Source organism: Corynebacterium sp. CNCTC7651, assembly GCF_021496665.1.
In the GTDB taxonomy this organism is placed as follows: domain Bacteria; phylum Actinomycetota; class Actinomycetes; order Mycobacteriales; family Mycobacteriaceae; genus Corynebacterium.
On sequence record NZ_CP071246.1, the window covers coordinates 2,377,739 to 2,393,345 of the forward strand.

The window sequence follows — 15,607 nt, forward strand, 5'->3', positions numbered from 1 at the left end:
TGATAGTACTCTTTCGCGCATGCCGCCCTTGACCTCCACCGTGTTGCTCATCGTTGCCGCGGCGTGCGCTGGCTGGGTGGATGCGGTCATCGGCGGGGGCGGGCTGATCCTCATCCCGGTGCTGATGTCCACCACCGGCCTCCCCGCGGCGTCGGTGCTGGCCACGAACAAGGTCGCGGCCGTCACGGGCACGGCATCCGCGGCGTTCACGCTGAAACGCAAGGTGGGCATCCCTCGCGCCACCTGGGCTTTCGCGGCGGCGGCGTTCGCGGCTTCCGCGGGCGGCGCGATGGCGGTGGTGCTGATCAGCGACGATATCGTCCGCCCCGCGATCATCCTCCTCCTGCTCGCGGTGGGCACCTTCGTGGCGCTGCGGCCGCAATTCGGGTCGGGTTCGGGGAAACGGGTGGAAAGTGGGCGTCGACAAGCATTAGCCCTGGTAGCAGCGGCGGCGATCGGCTTTTACGACGGCATTTTCGGGCCCGGCACCGGCATGTTCCTCATCATGGCGTTCACCGCGATCTTCGCGCAGAGCTTCCTGCAATCCGCCGCGATGGCGAAGGTGGTCAACACCGCGACGAATCTGGGCGCGCTGAGTGTCTTCATCGCGGGCGGGTACGTGGTCTGGCCGCTGGCGCTCACCCTCGCGGTGGCCAACGTCGCGGGCGCGCAGCTTGGCGCCCGCACGGTACTCAAGGGCGGGTCCCAGCTGGTTCGCTATGCGCTCTTGGCACTGGTGGTGGTCTTGAGCACAAAATTGCTTATCGACGAATTCCTTTAAGCCCCTAGTCCAACACCAGCGTGCCGTCGGCCAAGCCGAAGAGCGCGAACGCGGCGCCGGTGAAGACGAGGGCCACGACAACCCACTCGAAGGTGTTGAAGAGGCGCTCGCCGCGACTGCGCTTGGTCCAGATGTACGGGATCATGCCCGGCACCACCGCGAGCGCGCCGAAGAGGACGTAGACGGGGTCCGCGGCGTAGATCAGCCAGAGCGAGTAGATGAACGCGAGCGCGCCGACCAGCAGGTGCTTGGAGTTCACGGATGGGGTTGGGCGGACCTCGTCAGGCTCTGCGCGCAGGCAGAGAATGACCAGGTAGAGCGCGGAGAAGATGTACGGCAGCAGGTACATGATGGTGGCCAGCTGCACCATCGCGTTGTAGGAGGTCGCCGAGGCGAAGAAGACGATGACGAAGAACTGGATCACCACAGTGGAGACCAGCTGTGCGGCAAACGGCGCGCCCGCCTTGTTCACGCGGCCGAGGCGCGCGGGCAGCAGGCCGTCGCGCGCCATGAGCACGATCGGCTCCGCGCACAGCATCTGCCAGGACACGTAGGCGCCGAGCACCGAGAGGCACAGGCCGATGGAGATGAGCGCGCCGCCCCACGGGCCCACCACGGCCTCAAGCACCGCGGCCATGGAGTTGTCCGGCAGCGCCGCGAGCTCCTCCTGCGTGAGCACGCCGTAGGAAAGCGTGGACACGGAGACCAAGAGCACCAGGATGGAGAGGAAGCCGATGATGGTGGCGCGGCCGACGTCGGTACGCGTCTGCGCCTGCTTGGAGTACACGGAGGCGCCCTCGATGCCGATGAACACCCACACCGTGTAGAGCATGATGCCCTGCAGCTGCTCAGAGAACGTGAAGCCGGAGCCCCTGCCCCAGAAGTCCGCGGTGAACGTGTCCCAGGAGAAGCCGAGGAAGGCCACCAGCAGGATGAAGCACAGGATGGGCACCACCTTGGCCACGGTGACCACCACGTTCATCACCGCCGCCTGCTTCACGCCGCGGGTGAGTGCGAAGAAGATCGCCCAGGTGAGCACGGACACCGCGAGGGCCAGCACCCACTGGTTGCGGAACGCCGGCACGTAGTAGCCCACCGTGCCGAAGAACAAGGTGGCGTAACCCACCTGCGCCATCACGGAGCCCAGCCAGTAGCCCAATCCGCTGGTGAAACCGATGAAATCGCCCAGGCCGGCGCGCACGTAGGCGTACACGCCAGAATCCAGGTGGGGCTTGCGCAGCGCCAGGATCTGGAAGACAAACGCGATGGAGAGCATGCCCACGCCGGCGATGCACCAGCCCACCAGCATGGCGCCTGGGCCGGCGACGGAGCCGATGTTTTGCGGCAGCGCGAAGATGCCGGAGCCGAGTGTGGAGCCGATGATCAGCGAGACCAACGTCCACATGGTCACGGTGTGCGCCTTGTGCGCGGTGCTTCCCGCGGGGGTTGTCCCCGGGTTGGTTCCCGGGCCGGTCACAGTGGTCATGCTGGGTAACCGTAGCGGTAACCGCGCAAAACACTGCTACCGAGGATGTTGGTTGCGTTTGGTCCGCGCCGTCGCCTGCGCCGTCCACGGGTCCTCCGGCCACGGGTGTTTGGGGTAGCGGCCGCGCATTTCCTTGCGCACGTCTTGGTAGGGCCCGTCCCAGAAACTGGCCAGGTCATCCGTCACCGCCAGCTCGCGCCCGACAGGGGAGAGCAGGTGGAAGAGCACCTTCACGCCCGTCAGCTCGGGCGAGGCAGCGAGCCCGAAGCATTCCTGCAGCTTCACCCGCACCACGGGGCGGCCGGTGGCGTAGTCCACGCGCGGGTGGGAACCGCTTGGCACCTCCAGGCGCTCGGGCGCGAGCTCCGCAAGCTGGCCCGCCTCCGGCCACGTCAGCTGCCGCATGAGCGCGGCGCGCATATCCAACTTGGTCAGTGGCGTGCCGGCCGCGAGCTGGGCGATTTCCTGCGAGTACTCGCCCGCCGTCACGTCCGGCCACGGATCGCCCAGCGTCTCCCGCAGGAAGTCGATGCGGTTTTTGAGGCGCTGCGCCTCCTCGTCCAAGACGAAATCCGTGAAGGTCACGCCGGAAAGCGCCCCCATTGCCTGCTCCGGGGTCAGCTTCACCGGTGTGGATGTGAGCTCGATGGCGCCGACGGCGGTGACGTTGCGGCCGCGAACGGTGCCGTCGATAAGCGAGGCCCTGATGTCCTCCCGCACCCGCTCCTTGGGCAGCTCCGTCGCGGCGGCGGCGCGGATCACGGCGCCGGAGCGCGTGCGCTGCACCTCTGCGGCGGCGAGCCATTCCGGGGTGCCCATGTCCACGCCCAAGGTCGCGCGCGTGCCGCTGGCCAGCAAGTATTCGCTGCCCACGCGCTTGGCCACCCACTGCGGGAACGCGGCCGCCACCACGTCGCCGGCCGGCACCGGCGGGCCCTTCGGCGCAAGGCGGGCGAGCCGCTCCACCTGGCGCTTCGGCGGGTTGGCGCGGGCGAGGTCGCCGCTCGCGCCGTCCGCGATCGCGGCCACCGTGGGCGCCGCGCCCGAGCCCAAAGTGAGCAGCGCGGCACCCAGGCGCGGATCCACCGGCAACGCCGCCAGCTTCCGGCCCAGGTCCGTCAACGCCCCGTCCGCGTCCACCGCGCCGATCGCGGCCAGCGCCTCCTCCGCCTGTGCCAGCGCGGCGGCCGGCGGCTGATCCATCAGCGGCAAGTCAGGCGACCCCCACGCGCGCATCGCCAGCACCGCGCCCGTGAGATCGCTCGTAGCAATTTCCGGCGCGGTCTCGGCGGGAAAGTGCTGGTAATCGGCCTGGCTGTAGAGCCGGATCACGCGCCCCGGCCCCAGACGCGCCGCACGGCCAGCGCGCTGATTCGCGCTCGCCTTGGACTCCGACACCGTGACCAGTCCCGTCATCCCGCGCGCATCCCGCCGCGGCACGCGCGCCAGCCCCGCATCCACAACGGTGCGCACGCCGGGCACGGTGATCGAGCTCTCCGCGATACTCGTCGCCACCACCACCGGCGCATCCCCGCCCAGCGCCGCGTCCTGCTCCGCGCTGGTCAGCCGCCCGTGCAGCGGCACCGCGCGGGACCCAAGCGCCTCGCACACCCACTCAACCTCCCGCGCGCCGGGCACAAACACCAAGGTCCGCTCAGTTTCGGGCACATGCTTTGCGACGCTCCCATAAAACCCCCGTCCCCCCTCAATCCGGCCCGCAAGGGGCACGTACTCAATGTCCAACGGGTGCGTTACGGCTTCGGTGCTCAAGATCTGCGCGCCCATGTGGTCGGCGAAGGCGGAGGCGTCCAGGGTGGCGGACATGGCGGCGAGGTAGAAATCGTCGCGAAGTACGGCAACTTCCATGCACATGGCGAGGACGAGGTCGGTGTCCAGCTGGCGCTCGTGGACCTCGTCGATGATCACCGCGCCCACGCCTTCGAGGCCCGGGTCCTTCAGCAGGCGGTTGAGCAGGACACCCGGGGTGACAAACTCAACCAACTCGCCCGGTTTGTGCTCGCCGCGGATGGCGTAGCCGACGCGTTCGCCGAGGGGGGAAGCGTCGAGAAGCGAAAGCCTGCGTGCGGCGGCGCGGACCGCAACCCTGCGCGGGGCGGTGACCAGCGTTTTCCCCTGCGCCGCCGTGAGGTTAGACACCGCGGGCGGGATCAGCGTGGTCTTACCCGTGCCGGGCGGGGCCTCCACCACCAGAGGGCCGGTGGGCGGCAGCTGGTCGATCACGTTCGCGACCGGTAGCCCCGCGCCGATTCGTTCCAGGTTGAACACGGTGATCCAGGGTACCTTTGTGGGCATGAGACGCCTGTTCGCCGCAATCGTCCCACCCGTCGAGGCCCGCGAGCACCTGATCACAGCGCTGCGGCCCATCCGCGACGGCTTTGGTACTGAGTCCCGCTGGACCGACCCAGATACCTGGCACATCACCCTGGCGTTTTATGGCTCCCAGCCCAACGATGCCGGCCTAGTCACCGACGTGCTGGCGCAGGCCACGGCGTGGGCGCCGCCGCTGGAACTCCAGCTGCGCGGCGCGGGCTGCTTCGACCGGCGCACGCTGTGGATCGGCGTGGGCGGCGACAAGCTGGGGCTGAAGGAGCTGATGGCGGATTCGCTTCTGGAGCCGGATCAGCGCAGCCGCCAGCGGGCCCACCTCACCGTCGCGCGTACCGGCACTCGGACGCGCGATTTTTGGCTTCTGGACGATCACGCCCACGCCCTCTCCGTCTACTCCGGCCCGCGTTTCGACGTGGATGAGGTCTATCTCATGGAATCCCACCTGGGTAAAGGACGAAGCGGCGGGCCGAAGTACGAGGTTGTGGACACGTTCTACCTGCGCGGGCCGGCGCGCCGGGCCGCGTCTTAGCTCGCGCCGCGCTGCGCGGGCGAGCCGCGCTCGGGCGGGCGAGGCGTGCTCGGGCGGGTCGCGTTGCGCGGGCGAGCCGTGTGCTGGCCCTTTCCTGTGGGCGTGGCTGGAGAGATGTCTTTTTGGAGTTGCGATACATAGTGGGATCGGCGCATTTATGTGCGGGGTCCACACATAGTTCTGCCGAATCCACTATGTGTCGCGTCTCAGAAAAGACATGGCATTGCTTTGACGCAGGGGGAGCGGCGCGGGCGCCATGTCGTGCATACGCTCGAGCCTATGCTTTTCGGCCCAGCCTCGATCCCTCGCGAACCCGCGCGCATCGCGCCGGGCGTTGTGCACCTGCCGGGATTTCTCAGCCTGGAAGAACAGCATGACCTGGTGACGCAATCGCGTGAGCTGGCAAAACAGGTCGCGGGCACACCGGTGGCCATGCGCCGGCCGCGCATTGGCAAGGGTCAAATGACCACGTGGATGCTCTCGCTCGGCTGGTTTTGGGCGACCAACCCGTACCGCCTGGTCCAGGAGGTCCAGGGCCATCCGGTCCCGCCGGTGCCCGCGAACTACCAGGACATCGCGGACCGCGTGATGTCCCGGGCCCGCGAGATCGACCCGCTGGTGGGCCCGACGCCGCGCGTGGAAACCGCGCTGGTGAACTTCTACCCGCCCGCAACGGGCATGGGCATGCACGTGGATGCGGAGGAGCGTTCCGAAAACGCCGTGGTCAGCCTCTCAATCGGCGAGGAGGCGGTGTTCCGGATTGAGGTGGGCGGAGTGAACGTCGATACGCTGCTCATGTCCGGGGACGCGCTCGCGTTCGGCGGCCCCGCGCGCCGCGCCCGGCACGGCATCATGCGGGTCGCGCCCGGCACCGGTCCGCAGGGCACTTCGCTTGCCGACGGCCGAATAAACATCACCATGCGCCAGGTAATGTGACACACCATGAACGACAAGGTTGCGGTGGTCACCGGCGGTTCGGCCGGTATCGGTGAGGCGGCGTGCCGCGCGCTCGCCGCGGACGGGTGGAAGGTCTACGTCGCGGCGCGGCGCATCGAGCTGTGCGAGAAGATCGCGGCCGAGATCGGCGGGGAGGCGATTGAGCTCGACGTGACGGATGAGGGGAGCGTCGACAAGCTGAGAGCCCTGCCTAAGGTGGACCTGCTGGTGAACAACGCCGGCGGCGCGAAGGAGCTGGACTACCTGCGCGACGCGGATGCGGAGGGCTGGGACTGGATGTACCAGACCAACGTGCTGGGCACGATGCGCGTGACCAAGGCGCTGTATCCGCAGCTCAAGGAAGCGAAGGGGCTGGTGATCAACATCGGTTCCATCGCGGGCACGGACGCGTACAAGGGCGGCTCCGGCTACAACGCGGCGAAGCACGGGCTGCGCGGGCTCACGCGCGCGTTCCGGCGCGAGGAGGCGCCGGACATCCGCGTGTGCGAGATCGACCCCGGCCGCGTGAAGACGGATTTCTCCCTCAACCGCTTCAACGGTGACGAGGAGCGCGCCGCCGCGGTGTATGACGGCAAGCTCAACCTCACCGCCGAGGATGTGGCGGAGGCGATCCGCTGGGTGGCCTCGCTGCCGCCGCACGTGAACATCGACGTGCTGAACATCATGCCTGCTGACCAGGCAGAACGTTAACGCATGACGCTTTCGCTCTTTGCCACGCTGCTTGTCGCGTGGTTTGCCGGGATCATGAGCCCCGGCCCGGACCTGTTCCAGATCATTCGCGTGGGCGCGAAGGACCGCGCGGCGGGCGTGGCGTGCGCCGCCGGCATCATGCTGGGCAATACGGTGTGGATTGTCGCGTCCCTGCTTGGACTGTCCGCGCTGGTGCAGGCGGTGCCGGAGATTTTGACGGTGCTGCAGGTTGTCGGCGGGTCCTACCTGCTCTACATGGGTGTGGGCGCGCTGCGGGGCGGGCTGGCCGCGCGTCGGGTTCCAGCCGGCCAGGTTGCTGGCGCGGCTGCCGGCGCCAGCGCCATGGAGGGAGCCGCCGGGCCCGATGCTGGGCTAAACGCCGCCGACATTCCTGCGCCCCCGCGGGTGCTCACGCCCGCCCGCGCTTTCGGGCTTGGCGTGGCGACGAACCTTGCCAACCCCAAAGCGCTCCTCTTCTTCGGCGCGATCTTCGCCCAGTTCGTCCGCCCCGGGATGGGCTGGGGCTGGATGGTCGCGATTGCAGTGACGCTGATCATCACCGGCATCGCGTGGTTTGTCGGCTTCGCGATCGCGGTGCGGGCGCTGGCCAAACCAATTCAGCGCTACAGCTGGGCCATCGACGCGTTCGCGGGCGTGGTGTTCATCGCCATCGCGCTGTGGATGCTCGTGGAGGGTATCCAGGGCATCTCGGCGCTGCTGGGCTAGTCCAGGTAGTCCACAACCTCCACGTCGCCCAGGCGCTCGCGCAGCGCCTGCTGCCACCCGGCCACGTCGACGTAGTCCCAAGCCTCCGCAAGCGGGATAACCTGGTGCTCGTAGCTCATCGGCGGGCCGATCATGAACGTCGGCATGAAGCGGACGGGGCCGAACACCACGGAACCGTCCGCACGCTTGGTCAAGGTCACCTCGCCGATGCCGCCGATCTTCGTGCGCTCGTCCCACTGCCCGTGCAGGAAGTTGCCGTGGGAGAACCAGGTGAGCGAGGATTCGTCGTCAAGCAAAAATGGCTCCACCACGTGCGGGTGCCCGCCCAGGATGTAATCGGCGCCGGCCTCGCGCGCAACGGCGGCGGTCTCGCGCTGGAAGTCCACGGGGAAGTACTCGTACTCCTCGCCCATGTGGATCATGGCCACGGTCGCGTCCACCTGCGCGTCCAGCTCGGCGATCTCGCGGCGCATGGCCTCGTAGTCAATGAGGGAGACCAGGTATTCCTGGCCCTCCGGCACCGGGATGCCGTTGGTGCCGTAGGTGTAGGCGATGAAGCCCACCTTGATCCCGTTCGCCTCGATGATGCGCGGGGCGGCCTTGTCCTCCCAGGAGTCGTACCCGCCGGTGTACATCATTCCGCGGTCGCGGATGTTGCGCACGGACGCCTCCGCGCCCGCCCCGCCCTGGTCAAGCGTGTGGTTGGTGGCGTTGTTCACCACGTCCACCCCGGCGTCGCGCAGGGCGTCGATCATCTCGGGCGGGGAATTGAACGTCGGATAGCCCGAAAGCCCGAAGTCCAGGCCCGCGACAGGCACCTCCATGTTCGCGGTGGTGATGTCCGCGTTCTCCATGTACGCGCGAACCGGGGCGAACATGGGCGCGAAGTCGAAGCCCTCGTAGCCGGCGAGCGCGTTGGCGCGGCCGTAGACGTCGCTGTGCGGGAGGATGTCGCCGATCGAGCGGATGGTGATAGAGGTTTCTTGCGCCACCGGCGTGACCGTTTCGGCCGGGGCGGTCTCCTCGACCACATGCGTAGTGGTGGCGGTGACGGTGGTGTCCGCGGTCTGGGAGGGCGCCTGGCACCCGGCAAGAAGCGCGGCCGTGGCCACGGTCACGCCGGCGAGCGCACGGGAGATGTGCATACCCTGCGATCTAACCGGGCTTGAGCTGGCAGCGCAACCGCTCTGACCTAGACTTGGGCGCATGCATTCAGAGGTGGCAATCACCGGCGATTCGATCAAACTGGGCCAGTTCCTCAAACTGGCCAACCTCGCCGAGACCGGCGGGCACGCGAAAGAGCTCATCGCGTCCGGCGAGGTCCGCGTGGGCGGCGAGGTGGTCACGGCGCGGGGGCACATGCTTTACGACGGCGACGTGGTCAGCGTCCCAGGTGCCCAGGCAACCGTGATCGCGGACGGCGGCGGCGAGGACGACTATTTTGACGAGCGCACCGCCAACGACGATTTTGATCCCGAAAAGTGGAGGAATATGTAGCATGCCCGCATTCGAGGCCCAGCCCGGGATGCCGTACTGGCAGGAGCTTGTGACCGAGGAGCCGCAGAAGGCCGGCTACTTCCATTCCCAGCTTTTCGGTTGGGAGCTGGGCGGGGACGACTACCGCGTGGCCCGCAAAGACGGCCTGCCCGTTGCTGGCATCCTGGCCTTGCCGGAGGGCAGCTCCGCGTGGGTGACGTACTTCCTGGCCCGCGGCGACATGGGCGCGCGGGTGGAGGAGCTCGGCGGCGAGGTGCTGGGCACCGGCGAGACCCCGATCGGCGCCATGATGCTGTGCCGCGACGTTGCCGGCGGCGTGTTCGGCATCGTGGAGCCTGCGGGCGAGGAGAACTTCGTCGCAGCCGGCGAGCCGGGCGTGCCGGTGTGGTACGAGTACGTCGCGCCGAGCGAGCGCGCCATCGACTTCTACGGGGACCTCTTCGACTGGGAGATCCGCCGCGAGGGCACCTACTTCACCGCGGAGGTGGACGGTGCCGCGTTCCTGGGCATTTCGCTTATCGACGATGCTCCCACCGGCATGTGGCAGACTTTCTTCGGCGTCGAATCTTTGACCGCCGCGGCCGTTCGAGTCGTCGAGTTCGGCGGCAGCCTCATCGAGGGTCCGGTGGACAGCCCCTTCGGCCCGCTGGCCGTTGCGGAAGACCCGGCGGGCGCAGGCTTTTTCCTCTGCGAAGTGGAAAAGCCGGTGTTCGAGGACATCAGCGAAGCCGACTCGATCCTGGACCTGTAACTGTGGCGACGATGCAGCGGCCACGCGCCGGGCGAGGGTCCGCGTTGGGTGTGGGGATGGCGTTGGCGCTTGCCGCTTCCGTCGTCACCAGTGCCCCCGCGAACGCGTACCACGTGGACCCGTCCTACCACCGGGACCGCACCGGCCTGGCCGTGGTGCATCCGGACGGGCGGGTATCAATCTCGCCGAAGGGGGAGGAGGCGCGGCCGGCGCTGTCGCTGGCCAAGCTCTACCTGGGCTATTGGGTGCTGTACAACGGCACCGACGAAGAAAAAGAGCTGGTGGAGGAAATGGTGAGCACCTCCAGCGACGCAATTGCGGGGCGGCTGGACCGCAAGTACCCCGAGGCGATCGATGAGATTGCGGAGGATTTCGACCTCACCCAAACCGTGCGCGGCAAGAGCTGGGGCAACTCGCAGACCTCCGCGCGCGACGTGGCCACCTTCATCGCCGCGATCCTGTGGGACCCGGTGGCAAAACCGCTGTTCGAGGGCATGGAGGACCAGGCGGAGGTAGCCGCGGACGGCTTCATCCAGGGCTTCGGCACCGCCCGCCTGAAGGACGTGAAGGGTTCCAAGATGGGGTGGTCGGATGACCGCTCCGGCGCGACCGCCAGCGTATCGTGGGGTGAAATCGGCGACGAGACCTTCGCCGTCGCGGCGCTGACCCTTGGCACGGCGTACCAGAACACGGTGGACACCCGCATAGGCATCAAGCAGGTCGAGGACGCTCCGAAGAAGGAGAAGAAGTAATGCGGCGAGCAGGTTGGGTGCGGGGTGTTGCGGTGGTTGCTGCGATCGTCGTCACGCAGCCTGCGCCGGCGGGGGCCTCGACGGCCGTGGTGTGGGAGAACGGGGCCCACAACGGGTCCCCGGACGCGAACGCGCCGCGGCCCTCGCTGAGCCTATCCAAGCTCTACCTGGGGTATTGGGTGCTCCGCCACGGTGCGCCGGCGGACAAGGCGCGCGTGGAGCACATGATCCGCGTGTCCGACGACGGCATTGCCACCCAGCTCGACGCGCGTTACCCCAACGCGATCGACGACGTTGCCCGCCAGTTCGGCCTCACCGCCACCGCGCGAAACGGGTACTGGGGCAACTCGGTGACCTCTGCGTATGACGTCGCCCGCTTCATCCAAGCCGTGCGGTGGGACCCGGTTGCAGCCCCGATCATCCTGGGCATGCGCACCGCCGCGCCTGTGGCTGCGGACGGCTCCCCGCAGAACTTCGGCACCTCGCGCCTGCCTGGCGCGCAGGGGACCAAGTTCGGCTGGGCCGACGACCCGAACTCCGCGACCGGGTCCGTGTCTTTCGGACCCGGCTGGACCGCCGCCGCGCTGACCCTTGGTGGCCCGCAGGCGAATACCGACGAGGCACTGCGCGACATCCACGTTGCGGCCCCTGGCGCGCCGGGTTCTGGCGGGCCGGGCGGGCCGGGTGAGCCGGGCGGGCCGTTGACGATGCAGCTCGGCTCCTCGACCGTGCCCGCGCTGCCGCTACGCGACCTGATTGCCCAGCTCGTGCCCGGTTTGCCGCCGCAGATCCTGGCGTACATCCCGGCTGACTGGCTCGTGCCGGTCGGGTTGCCCCTGTAGTCCGGTTTCGGCCGGGCGGTTGGCCTAGCGGTTCAGGGGCAGGTCTTCAGTGGCAGGTGTTTAGGGGCAGGTCTTCAGGGGCAGGTCTTCAGGTCGATACGTTTAGGTCGATAGGTTTACGTCGATAACCGCAGGTCACGCGCGTGCCAGTCACATGTCTTCGAAAAGTTGCATAAAATTGTGACCAGCAATTATCGACGGGAATATATGCCCCTGAGCCGACCTGCAGTTATGCCCCTGAGCTGGCGGGCCCGTGACCTGCGGGAACGCGGCGACGGCCACGGCGACGGGACGGCCGGGGCAACGCGACGGCCGGGGCAACGGGACGGCCGGGGCGCACTAGGCGAGCACGCCCGGCCCAGTGCCCCGTCCCGGCGCCCCGCACCGTCCCGCCTACACCGACGCCAAGAATTCGGCCACGTCGCGGACGCGCCGGCGCGACTCAGCCGGCGTCGCGATGTAGTGGGTCGAGTGGTAGCGCTTCACCGTGATCGTCGCAGCCTCGCTGAGCATCATCAGCTCTTCCGGAAGCAGCGGAGCGACCTCATCACGTGTCGCCACCTGCAGCAACGTGGGCTGGCCCTCAGTAGGCGGCAACGTGGTGGGGTAGGTGAGCACGTACGCATCGGCGCCGAGCGCTCGACTAGCGCCGCCTGCACCAGCGTCGCCTGCCTCGCGTGCCGACGACACAAATCCAGCCCCTCCCGAAAACGCCCACACCGCAACCTTGGCTGCGCCGCGGGAACGGGCGAACGCGATAGCGTCGGCCACGCGGGCGGGGTCATCGATGTCCAGCACCGTCGCGCCGGAAAGCTCGGCCACGCCGGCGACCTCGGGCCGCCAGGCGTTATCGCGCGCGGAGCGGGGGCCGTCCCACACGGAAACCGCCCAGGTCGCGCCACCCGCGCCCGCGCCACTACCGGTGCCCGCGCCACCACCACTGCCAACACCCGCGCCCGCACCACCACTGTCAGCGCCCGCGCCACCGCCAACGCCCGTGCCGGCGCCCGCACCACCACTGTCAGCGCCCGCACCACCACTGTCAGCGCCCGCACCACTGCCAACGCCCGCGCGACCACTCGGCACGAACACCTGCCCCAGCTCGCAGTCCTCCACACCCACAGCGCCGGGGAAGGCCACACCGGGCATGGTCTGGTCGATGCCGCTGCCCAGCATCAGCATCGCCGCGTGGGTGATGCGGTCGGGCAAAAGCGCCAGGTACTGCTCCGCCTCCTGGTCGTAGGTGGCCTCGATGTAGCTCACCAGCTGCTCAAGCTGCAGCGGGTCGGGCAGGGAACGTTCAACGCCGCCGACCTGGAAGGTGTCGGAGGCTTGGTGGTTGATCGGGTAATCGTCGTCAAGCGAGCCCTGCTCAAGGGGCTGCAACGGTTCCTCGGCTACCAAATCTTCACCCGATCTTCCGGCGCGAGCCACACCTTTGAGCCCTCTTCGACGTCGAAGGCGTTGTAGAACTCGTCCACGTTCGCGGCGATGACGTTGCAGCGGAACTCGGCGGGGGAGTGCGGGTCAATGGCCAGGAGCTGCGCGGCCATCTCCGGGCGGACCTTGGTGCGCCACACGCGCGCCCACGCGAGGAAGAGACGCTGGAAGCCGGTGAACTCGCCGTCCAGGTCGTCGAACGGGGCGCTCTCTACGTCCTCGATGCCCTTGTCCGCCAGGTAGAGCTTGTACGCCTCCACGGCAATGCCCAGGCCGCCGAGGTCGCCGATGTTCTCGCCGAGGGTGAACTGGCCGTTGACGCCGGTCACGCCCTCCGCCCCCTCAAGCGCAGACGGGATCAGGCCCTGGAACTGGCCGACAAGCTTCGCGGTCAGCTCCTCAAAACGCTCGCGGTCCGCGTCGGTCCACCAAGAATTGAGGTTGCCGTCGCCGTCGTAACGCGAACCCTGATCGTCGAAACCATGCCCGATCTCGTGGCCGATCACCGCGCCGATCGCGCCAAAGTTCTCCGCCGCGTCCGCGTCCGGGCTGTAGAACGGCGGCTGCAGGATCGCGGCAGGGAACGTGATGTCGTTGACCACCGGGTTGTAGAACGCGTTGACCACCTGCGGCTCCGCCACCCACTCGTCGCGGTCGCTGGGCTTGCCGATCTTGCTCAGCTGGTACTCGTGCTCAAACGCGGAGCCGGCGCGCACGTTGGCCAGCAGCGCCTTGCCGCTCGGGTCCACCTCGAGCCCGTCGAAGCTGCGCCACCTGTCCGGGTAGCCGATCTTGGCGTTGAACTTCTCCAGCTTCTCCTGCGCGCGGGCCTTCGTCTCCTCGCTCATCCACTCCAGCTGCGCAATGCGCTCGCGGTACGCGCGGATGAGGTAGCCCACTAGCTCGAGCATTTCGCTTTTCGACGACGCCGGGAAATGCCTCTCCACATACTCCCGACCAATTTCCTGTCCGACGATCGACTGCGCCAGCCCAACGCCGCGCTTCCAACGGTCGCGCTGCTCCGTCGCGCCGGAGAGGTGGGTGCCGTAGAACTCGAAGTTTGCCTCCCCGATTTCTTCGGTGAGCAGGCCGGCGCGGGCGCGCAGAATGTTCCACACGGCCCACAGCTGCCAGCTGGCCAGGGTCTCCGGGCGCAGCATGCCGGCCAAGTCCTCGGTGTAGGAGGGCATCATGTTGATCAGGCGGCCAGCCGGGATGCCGGAGGCGGTGAGCATGGTCTGGATGATCGCCGGCAGCTCATCCAACTCAACCGGGTTGTAGGTGGCCACCGCGTCGCGGGATTTCACCACGTCCCAGTGGCTGGAGGCCAGCTGCGTCTCCAGGGCGATAATGCGCGCCGCCGCGACTTCCGGAGTGAGCCCCAGCAGGTACTTCGGGGGCAGGAAGCCCAGCATGCGGGCTACGTGCGCCTCATACTTCTTCAGCGTCTCCGCGTGCTGCGGCTCGCGGTAGTACGCCTCATCCGGCAGGCCCAGGCCGGACTGGTAGAGATACGCCACCGCGTCCTCGCCCTGGGAATCCTTCTCCACCCAGTAGGTCAGGGGTGCGCCGATGCCGTCGCGCTCCAGCACGCCCAGGTTGCGAGCGAACTCTTCCACGTTTTCTACGGCGACCTTCTCCAGGTCCGCCTCCAGGGGCGCTACGCCCGCGGCGTTGATTGTCTCCGTGTCCATGAAGGAGCGGTAGATCGCGCCGCCGCGGCTGTCGCTGCCCTCCAGCAGCGCGTGAACGTCTTCTTCAGACTTATCGCGCAGGGCGTGGAACGCGCCGTCTATGCCGCGGTCCGCGGGGATTTCGTGGCTATCCAGCCATTCGCCGTTGACTAGTGCAAAAAGGTCACGCATATCCCCATGGTACTGGGCGCGTGATTAGTGGTTAGCGTCTAGCGGTCAGCGGTGTGGGCGACAATCCACTCCGCCGCCGCCCGCGGCGCCGCCTGGCCGTACTGCCCGTGCGCGCCCATGCCGGCAATTACCTTTGGGGAATTCGCGCCCAGCTGGCTGAACACCTGCACGAAGTCCATCACCGGCACGCGGTTCTGCGCGGCGGTGGTGCGCAGCGCCGGGCCGACCAGCGGGCGGAACTCCTCCTGGGTGGAACACACGATGTCGTCCGGCCGGCAGATCTCCAGCACTTTCCCGCTCAGCTCGCCGTAACCGCCGTCCAGGCTGCCCAGCGCGCCGCGCGAATCCTGCGACGTGCCCGGACCCAGCACCGCGCCGTTGCCGCCCTGGTACGGGTTGGCAATCAGCGCCACCGAATCGAGCCGCTCCGGGGCAATCGGCCCGGTGCCGTACGCGATGTCGTGCGTCAGCCGCGCCGCCACGTCTGCACCGAGCGAGTACCCAGTGAGGCTGAAGGTTGCGTTGGGGCAGGCATTCGCGAGCTTTTCGACGGTCCCCCGAGTCTTCCCGTACGCCTCCGCAGACGCGGCAGCGTAGGGGCGGGTAAGAAACGCGGCCGAGTTGTAGGACACCCACAGCGGCTGGATTTCACCGGCGGACGCGGCCTGGGTGAGCAGCCCGGTGGAGAACACCTGGCCGCCGTGCGGCAGGAACGTGGGCACGCCCGCCACGGTGTTGGCGCCGCCCGGCACCGCGATCAGGTAGTGCTGCTTGCAGCCCTGCTGGCGCAGCAGATCGCCGGCGTTGTGCGACGGCGTGATCGGCGCCGGCAGCTGGGCGTTTGCCGGGGCTGCAACGCCGGCCAGGCCCGGGGCGAGCAGCGCGACGGCAGCCGCCGCAGTTGCGGCGGCCTTGGCAAGGGTGCGAGTGAGCTTCATGGGT

The 15,607-nt window shown here is 68.1% G+C and carries 15 protein-coding genes; 9 read left to right on the forward strand and 6 right to left on the reverse strand.

The features are described 5' to 3' along the window. The first annotated feature begins 19 nt into the window (after nucleotides 1-19). Nucleotides 20-781, forward strand: a complete 762-nt coding sequence (locus JZY91_RS11315) for a TSUP family transporter (RefSeq protein WP_234947940.1) — start codon at nucleotides 20-22, stop codon at nucleotides 779-781. 4 nt (nucleotides 782-785) lie between these two features. Here the strand turns inward: JZY91_RS11315 and JZY91_RS11320 are convergent, their stop codons facing one another. Together JZY91_RS11320 and JZY91_RS11325 are read right to left on the reverse strand one after the other, a co-directional pair. Beyond that, entirely contained in the window at nucleotides 786-2,267 is a 1,482-nt protein-coding gene (locus tag JZY91_RS11320; protein ID WP_370639228.1) for an amino acid permease, read from the reverse strand. 36 nt (nucleotides 2,268-2,303) lie between these two features. Continuing rightward, on the reverse strand, nucleotides 2,304-4,553 hold the full coding sequence (locus JZY91_RS11325) for an ATP-dependent RNA helicase (protein ID WP_234947941.1): 2,250 nt from the start codon (nucleotides 4,551-4,553) through the stop codon (nucleotides 2,304-2,306). A 25-nt stretch (nucleotides 4,554-4,578) separates the two neighbouring features. Between JZY91_RS11325 and thpR the strand changes: the two genes are divergently transcribed. The 4 genes from thpR to JZY91_RS11345 all read left to right on the forward strand — a co-directional run bounded on the left by thpR (nucleotide 4,579) and on the right by JZY91_RS11345 (nucleotide 7,518). Beyond that, nucleotides 4,579-5,145, forward strand: a complete 567-nt coding sequence (thpR, locus tag JZY91_RS11330; RefSeq protein ID WP_234947942.1) for an RNA 2',3'-cyclic phosphodiesterase — start codon at nucleotides 4,579-4,581, stop codon at nucleotides 5,143-5,145. A 279-nt stretch (nucleotides 5,146-5,424) separates the two neighbouring features. Further along, complete coding sequence (locus JZY91_RS11335; RefSeq protein ID WP_234947943.1) at nucleotides 5,425-6,081, forward strand: alpha-ketoglutarate-dependent dioxygenase AlkB; 657 nt, start codon at nucleotides 5,425-5,427, stop codon at nucleotides 6,079-6,081. A gap of 6 nt (nucleotides 6,082-6,087) precedes the next feature. Further along, nucleotides 6,088-6,792: an SDR family oxidoreductase gene (locus JZY91_RS11340; RefSeq protein WP_234947944.1), complete on the forward strand. Its 705-nt coding sequence runs from the start codon at nucleotides 6,088-6,090 to the stop codon at nucleotides 6,790-6,792. Nucleotides 6,793-6,795: 3 nt separating this feature from the next. After that, on the forward strand, nucleotides 6,796-7,518 hold the full coding sequence (locus JZY91_RS11345) for a LysE family translocator (protein WP_234947945.1): 723 nt from the start codon (nucleotides 6,796-6,798) through the stop codon (nucleotides 7,516-7,518). Here JZY91_RS11345 and JZY91_RS11350 read toward each other — a convergent pair. Further along, entirely contained in the window at nucleotides 7,515-8,663 is a 1,149-nt protein-coding gene (locus JZY91_RS11350; protein ID WP_234947946.1) for a CapA family protein, read from the reverse strand. The genes JZY91_RS11345 and JZY91_RS11350 overlap by 4 nt on opposite strands. Before the next feature lie 61 nt (nucleotides 8,664-8,724). Between JZY91_RS11350 and JZY91_RS11355 the strand changes: the two genes are divergently transcribed. The 4 genes from JZY91_RS11355 to JZY91_RS11370 are packed head-to-tail and all read left to right on the forward strand — an operon-like array spanning nucleotide 8,725 to nucleotide 11,360. Beyond that, entirely contained in the window at nucleotides 8,725-9,015 is a 291-nt protein-coding gene (locus JZY91_RS11355; protein ID WP_234947947.1) for an RNA-binding S4 domain-containing protein, read from the forward strand. A gap of 1 nt (nucleotide 9,016) precedes the next feature. Then, nucleotides 9,017-9,766: a VOC family protein gene (locus tag JZY91_RS11360; RefSeq protein WP_234947948.1), complete on the forward strand. Its 750-nt coding sequence runs from the start codon at nucleotides 9,017-9,019 to the stop codon at nucleotides 9,764-9,766. Nucleotides 9,767-9,777: 11 nt separating this feature from the next. Then, nucleotides 9,778-10,518: a hypothetical protein gene (locus JZY91_RS11365; protein ID WP_234947949.1), complete on the forward strand. Its 741-nt coding sequence runs from the start codon at nucleotides 9,778-9,780 to the stop codon at nucleotides 10,516-10,518. Continuing rightward, nucleotides 10,518-11,360: a hypothetical protein gene (locus tag JZY91_RS11370; RefSeq protein WP_234947950.1), complete on the forward strand. Its 843-nt coding sequence runs from the start codon at nucleotides 10,518-10,520 to the stop codon at nucleotides 11,358-11,360. The genes JZY91_RS11365 and JZY91_RS11370 overlap by 1 nt, the downstream gene beginning before the upstream one ends. A gap of 393 nt (nucleotides 11,361-11,753) precedes the next feature. Here the strand turns inward: JZY91_RS11370 and JZY91_RS11375 are convergent, their stop codons facing one another. The 3 genes from JZY91_RS11375 to JZY91_RS11385 are packed head-to-tail and all read right to left on the reverse strand — an operon-like array spanning nucleotide 11,754 to nucleotide 15,603. After that, the gene (locus JZY91_RS11375) at nucleotides 11,754-12,746 is read right to left on the reverse strand and encodes a hypothetical protein (RefSeq protein ID WP_234947951.1); all 993 of its coding nucleotides are present in this window, start codon (nucleotides 12,744-12,746) and stop codon (nucleotides 11,754-11,756) included. Nucleotides 12,747-12,757: 11 nt separating this feature from the next. Next, on the reverse strand, nucleotides 12,758-14,665 hold the full coding sequence (locus JZY91_RS11380; RefSeq protein ID WP_234947952.1) for a M13 family metallopeptidase: 1,908 nt from the start codon (nucleotides 14,663-14,665) through the stop codon (nucleotides 12,758-12,760). 38 nt (nucleotides 14,666-14,703) lie between these two features. Beyond that, nucleotides 14,704-15,603: a cutinase family protein gene (locus JZY91_RS11385; protein WP_234947953.1), complete on the reverse strand. Its 900-nt coding sequence runs from the start codon at nucleotides 15,601-15,603 to the stop codon at nucleotides 14,704-14,706. Nucleotides 15,604-15,607 lie beyond the last annotated feature (4 nt).

Excerpts from the sequence above, each read along its gene's own strand:
- JZY91_RS11315 (WP_234947940.1), top strand. The coding sequence starts at position 20 with ATGCCGCCCTTGACCTCCACCGTGTTGCTCATCGTTGCCGCGGCGTGC.
- JZY91_RS11320 (WP_370639228.1), bottom strand. The coding sequence starts at position 2,267 with ATGACCACTGTGACCGGCCCGGGAACCAACCCGGGGACAACCCCCGCG.
- thpR (WP_234947942.1), top strand. The coding sequence starts at position 4,579 with ATGAGACGCCTGTTCGCCGCAATCGTCCCACCCGTCGAGGCCCGCGAG.
- JZY91_RS11335 (WP_234947943.1), top strand. The coding sequence starts at position 5,425 with ATGCTTTTCGGCCCAGCCTCGATCCCTCGCGAACCCGCGCGCATCGCG.
- JZY91_RS11340 (WP_234947944.1), top strand. The coding sequence starts at position 6,088 with ATGAACGACAAGGTTGCGGTGGTCACCGGCGGTTCGGCCGGTATCGGT.
- JZY91_RS11345 (WP_234947945.1), top strand. The coding sequence starts at position 6,796 with ATGACGCTTTCGCTCTTTGCCACGCTGCTTGTCGCGTGGTTTGCCGGG.
- JZY91_RS11350 (WP_234947946.1), bottom strand. The coding sequence starts at position 8,663 with ATGCACATCTCCCGTGCGCTCGCCGGCGTGACCGTGGCCACGGCCGCG.
- JZY91_RS11355 (WP_234947947.1), top strand. The coding sequence starts at position 8,725 with ATGCATTCAGAGGTGGCAATCACCGGCGATTCGATCAAACTGGGCCAG.
- JZY91_RS11360 (WP_234947948.1), top strand. The coding sequence starts at position 9,017 with ATGCCCGCATTCGAGGCCCAGCCCGGGATGCCGTACTGGCAGGAGCTT.
- JZY91_RS11365 (WP_234947949.1), top strand. The coding sequence starts at position 9,778 with ATGCAGCGGCCACGCGCCGGGCGAGGGTCCGCGTTGGGTGTGGGGATG.
- JZY91_RS11370 (WP_234947950.1), top strand. The coding sequence starts at position 10,518 with ATGCGGCGAGCAGGTTGGGTGCGGGGTGTTGCGGTGGTTGCTGCGATC.
- JZY91_RS11380 (WP_234947952.1), bottom strand. The coding sequence starts at position 14,665 with ATGCGTGACCTTTTTGCACTAGTCAACGGCGAATGGCTGGATAGCCAC.
- JZY91_RS11385 (WP_234947953.1), bottom strand. The coding sequence starts at position 15,603 with ATGAAGCTCACTCGCACCCTTGCCAAGGCCGCCGCAACTGCGGCGGCT.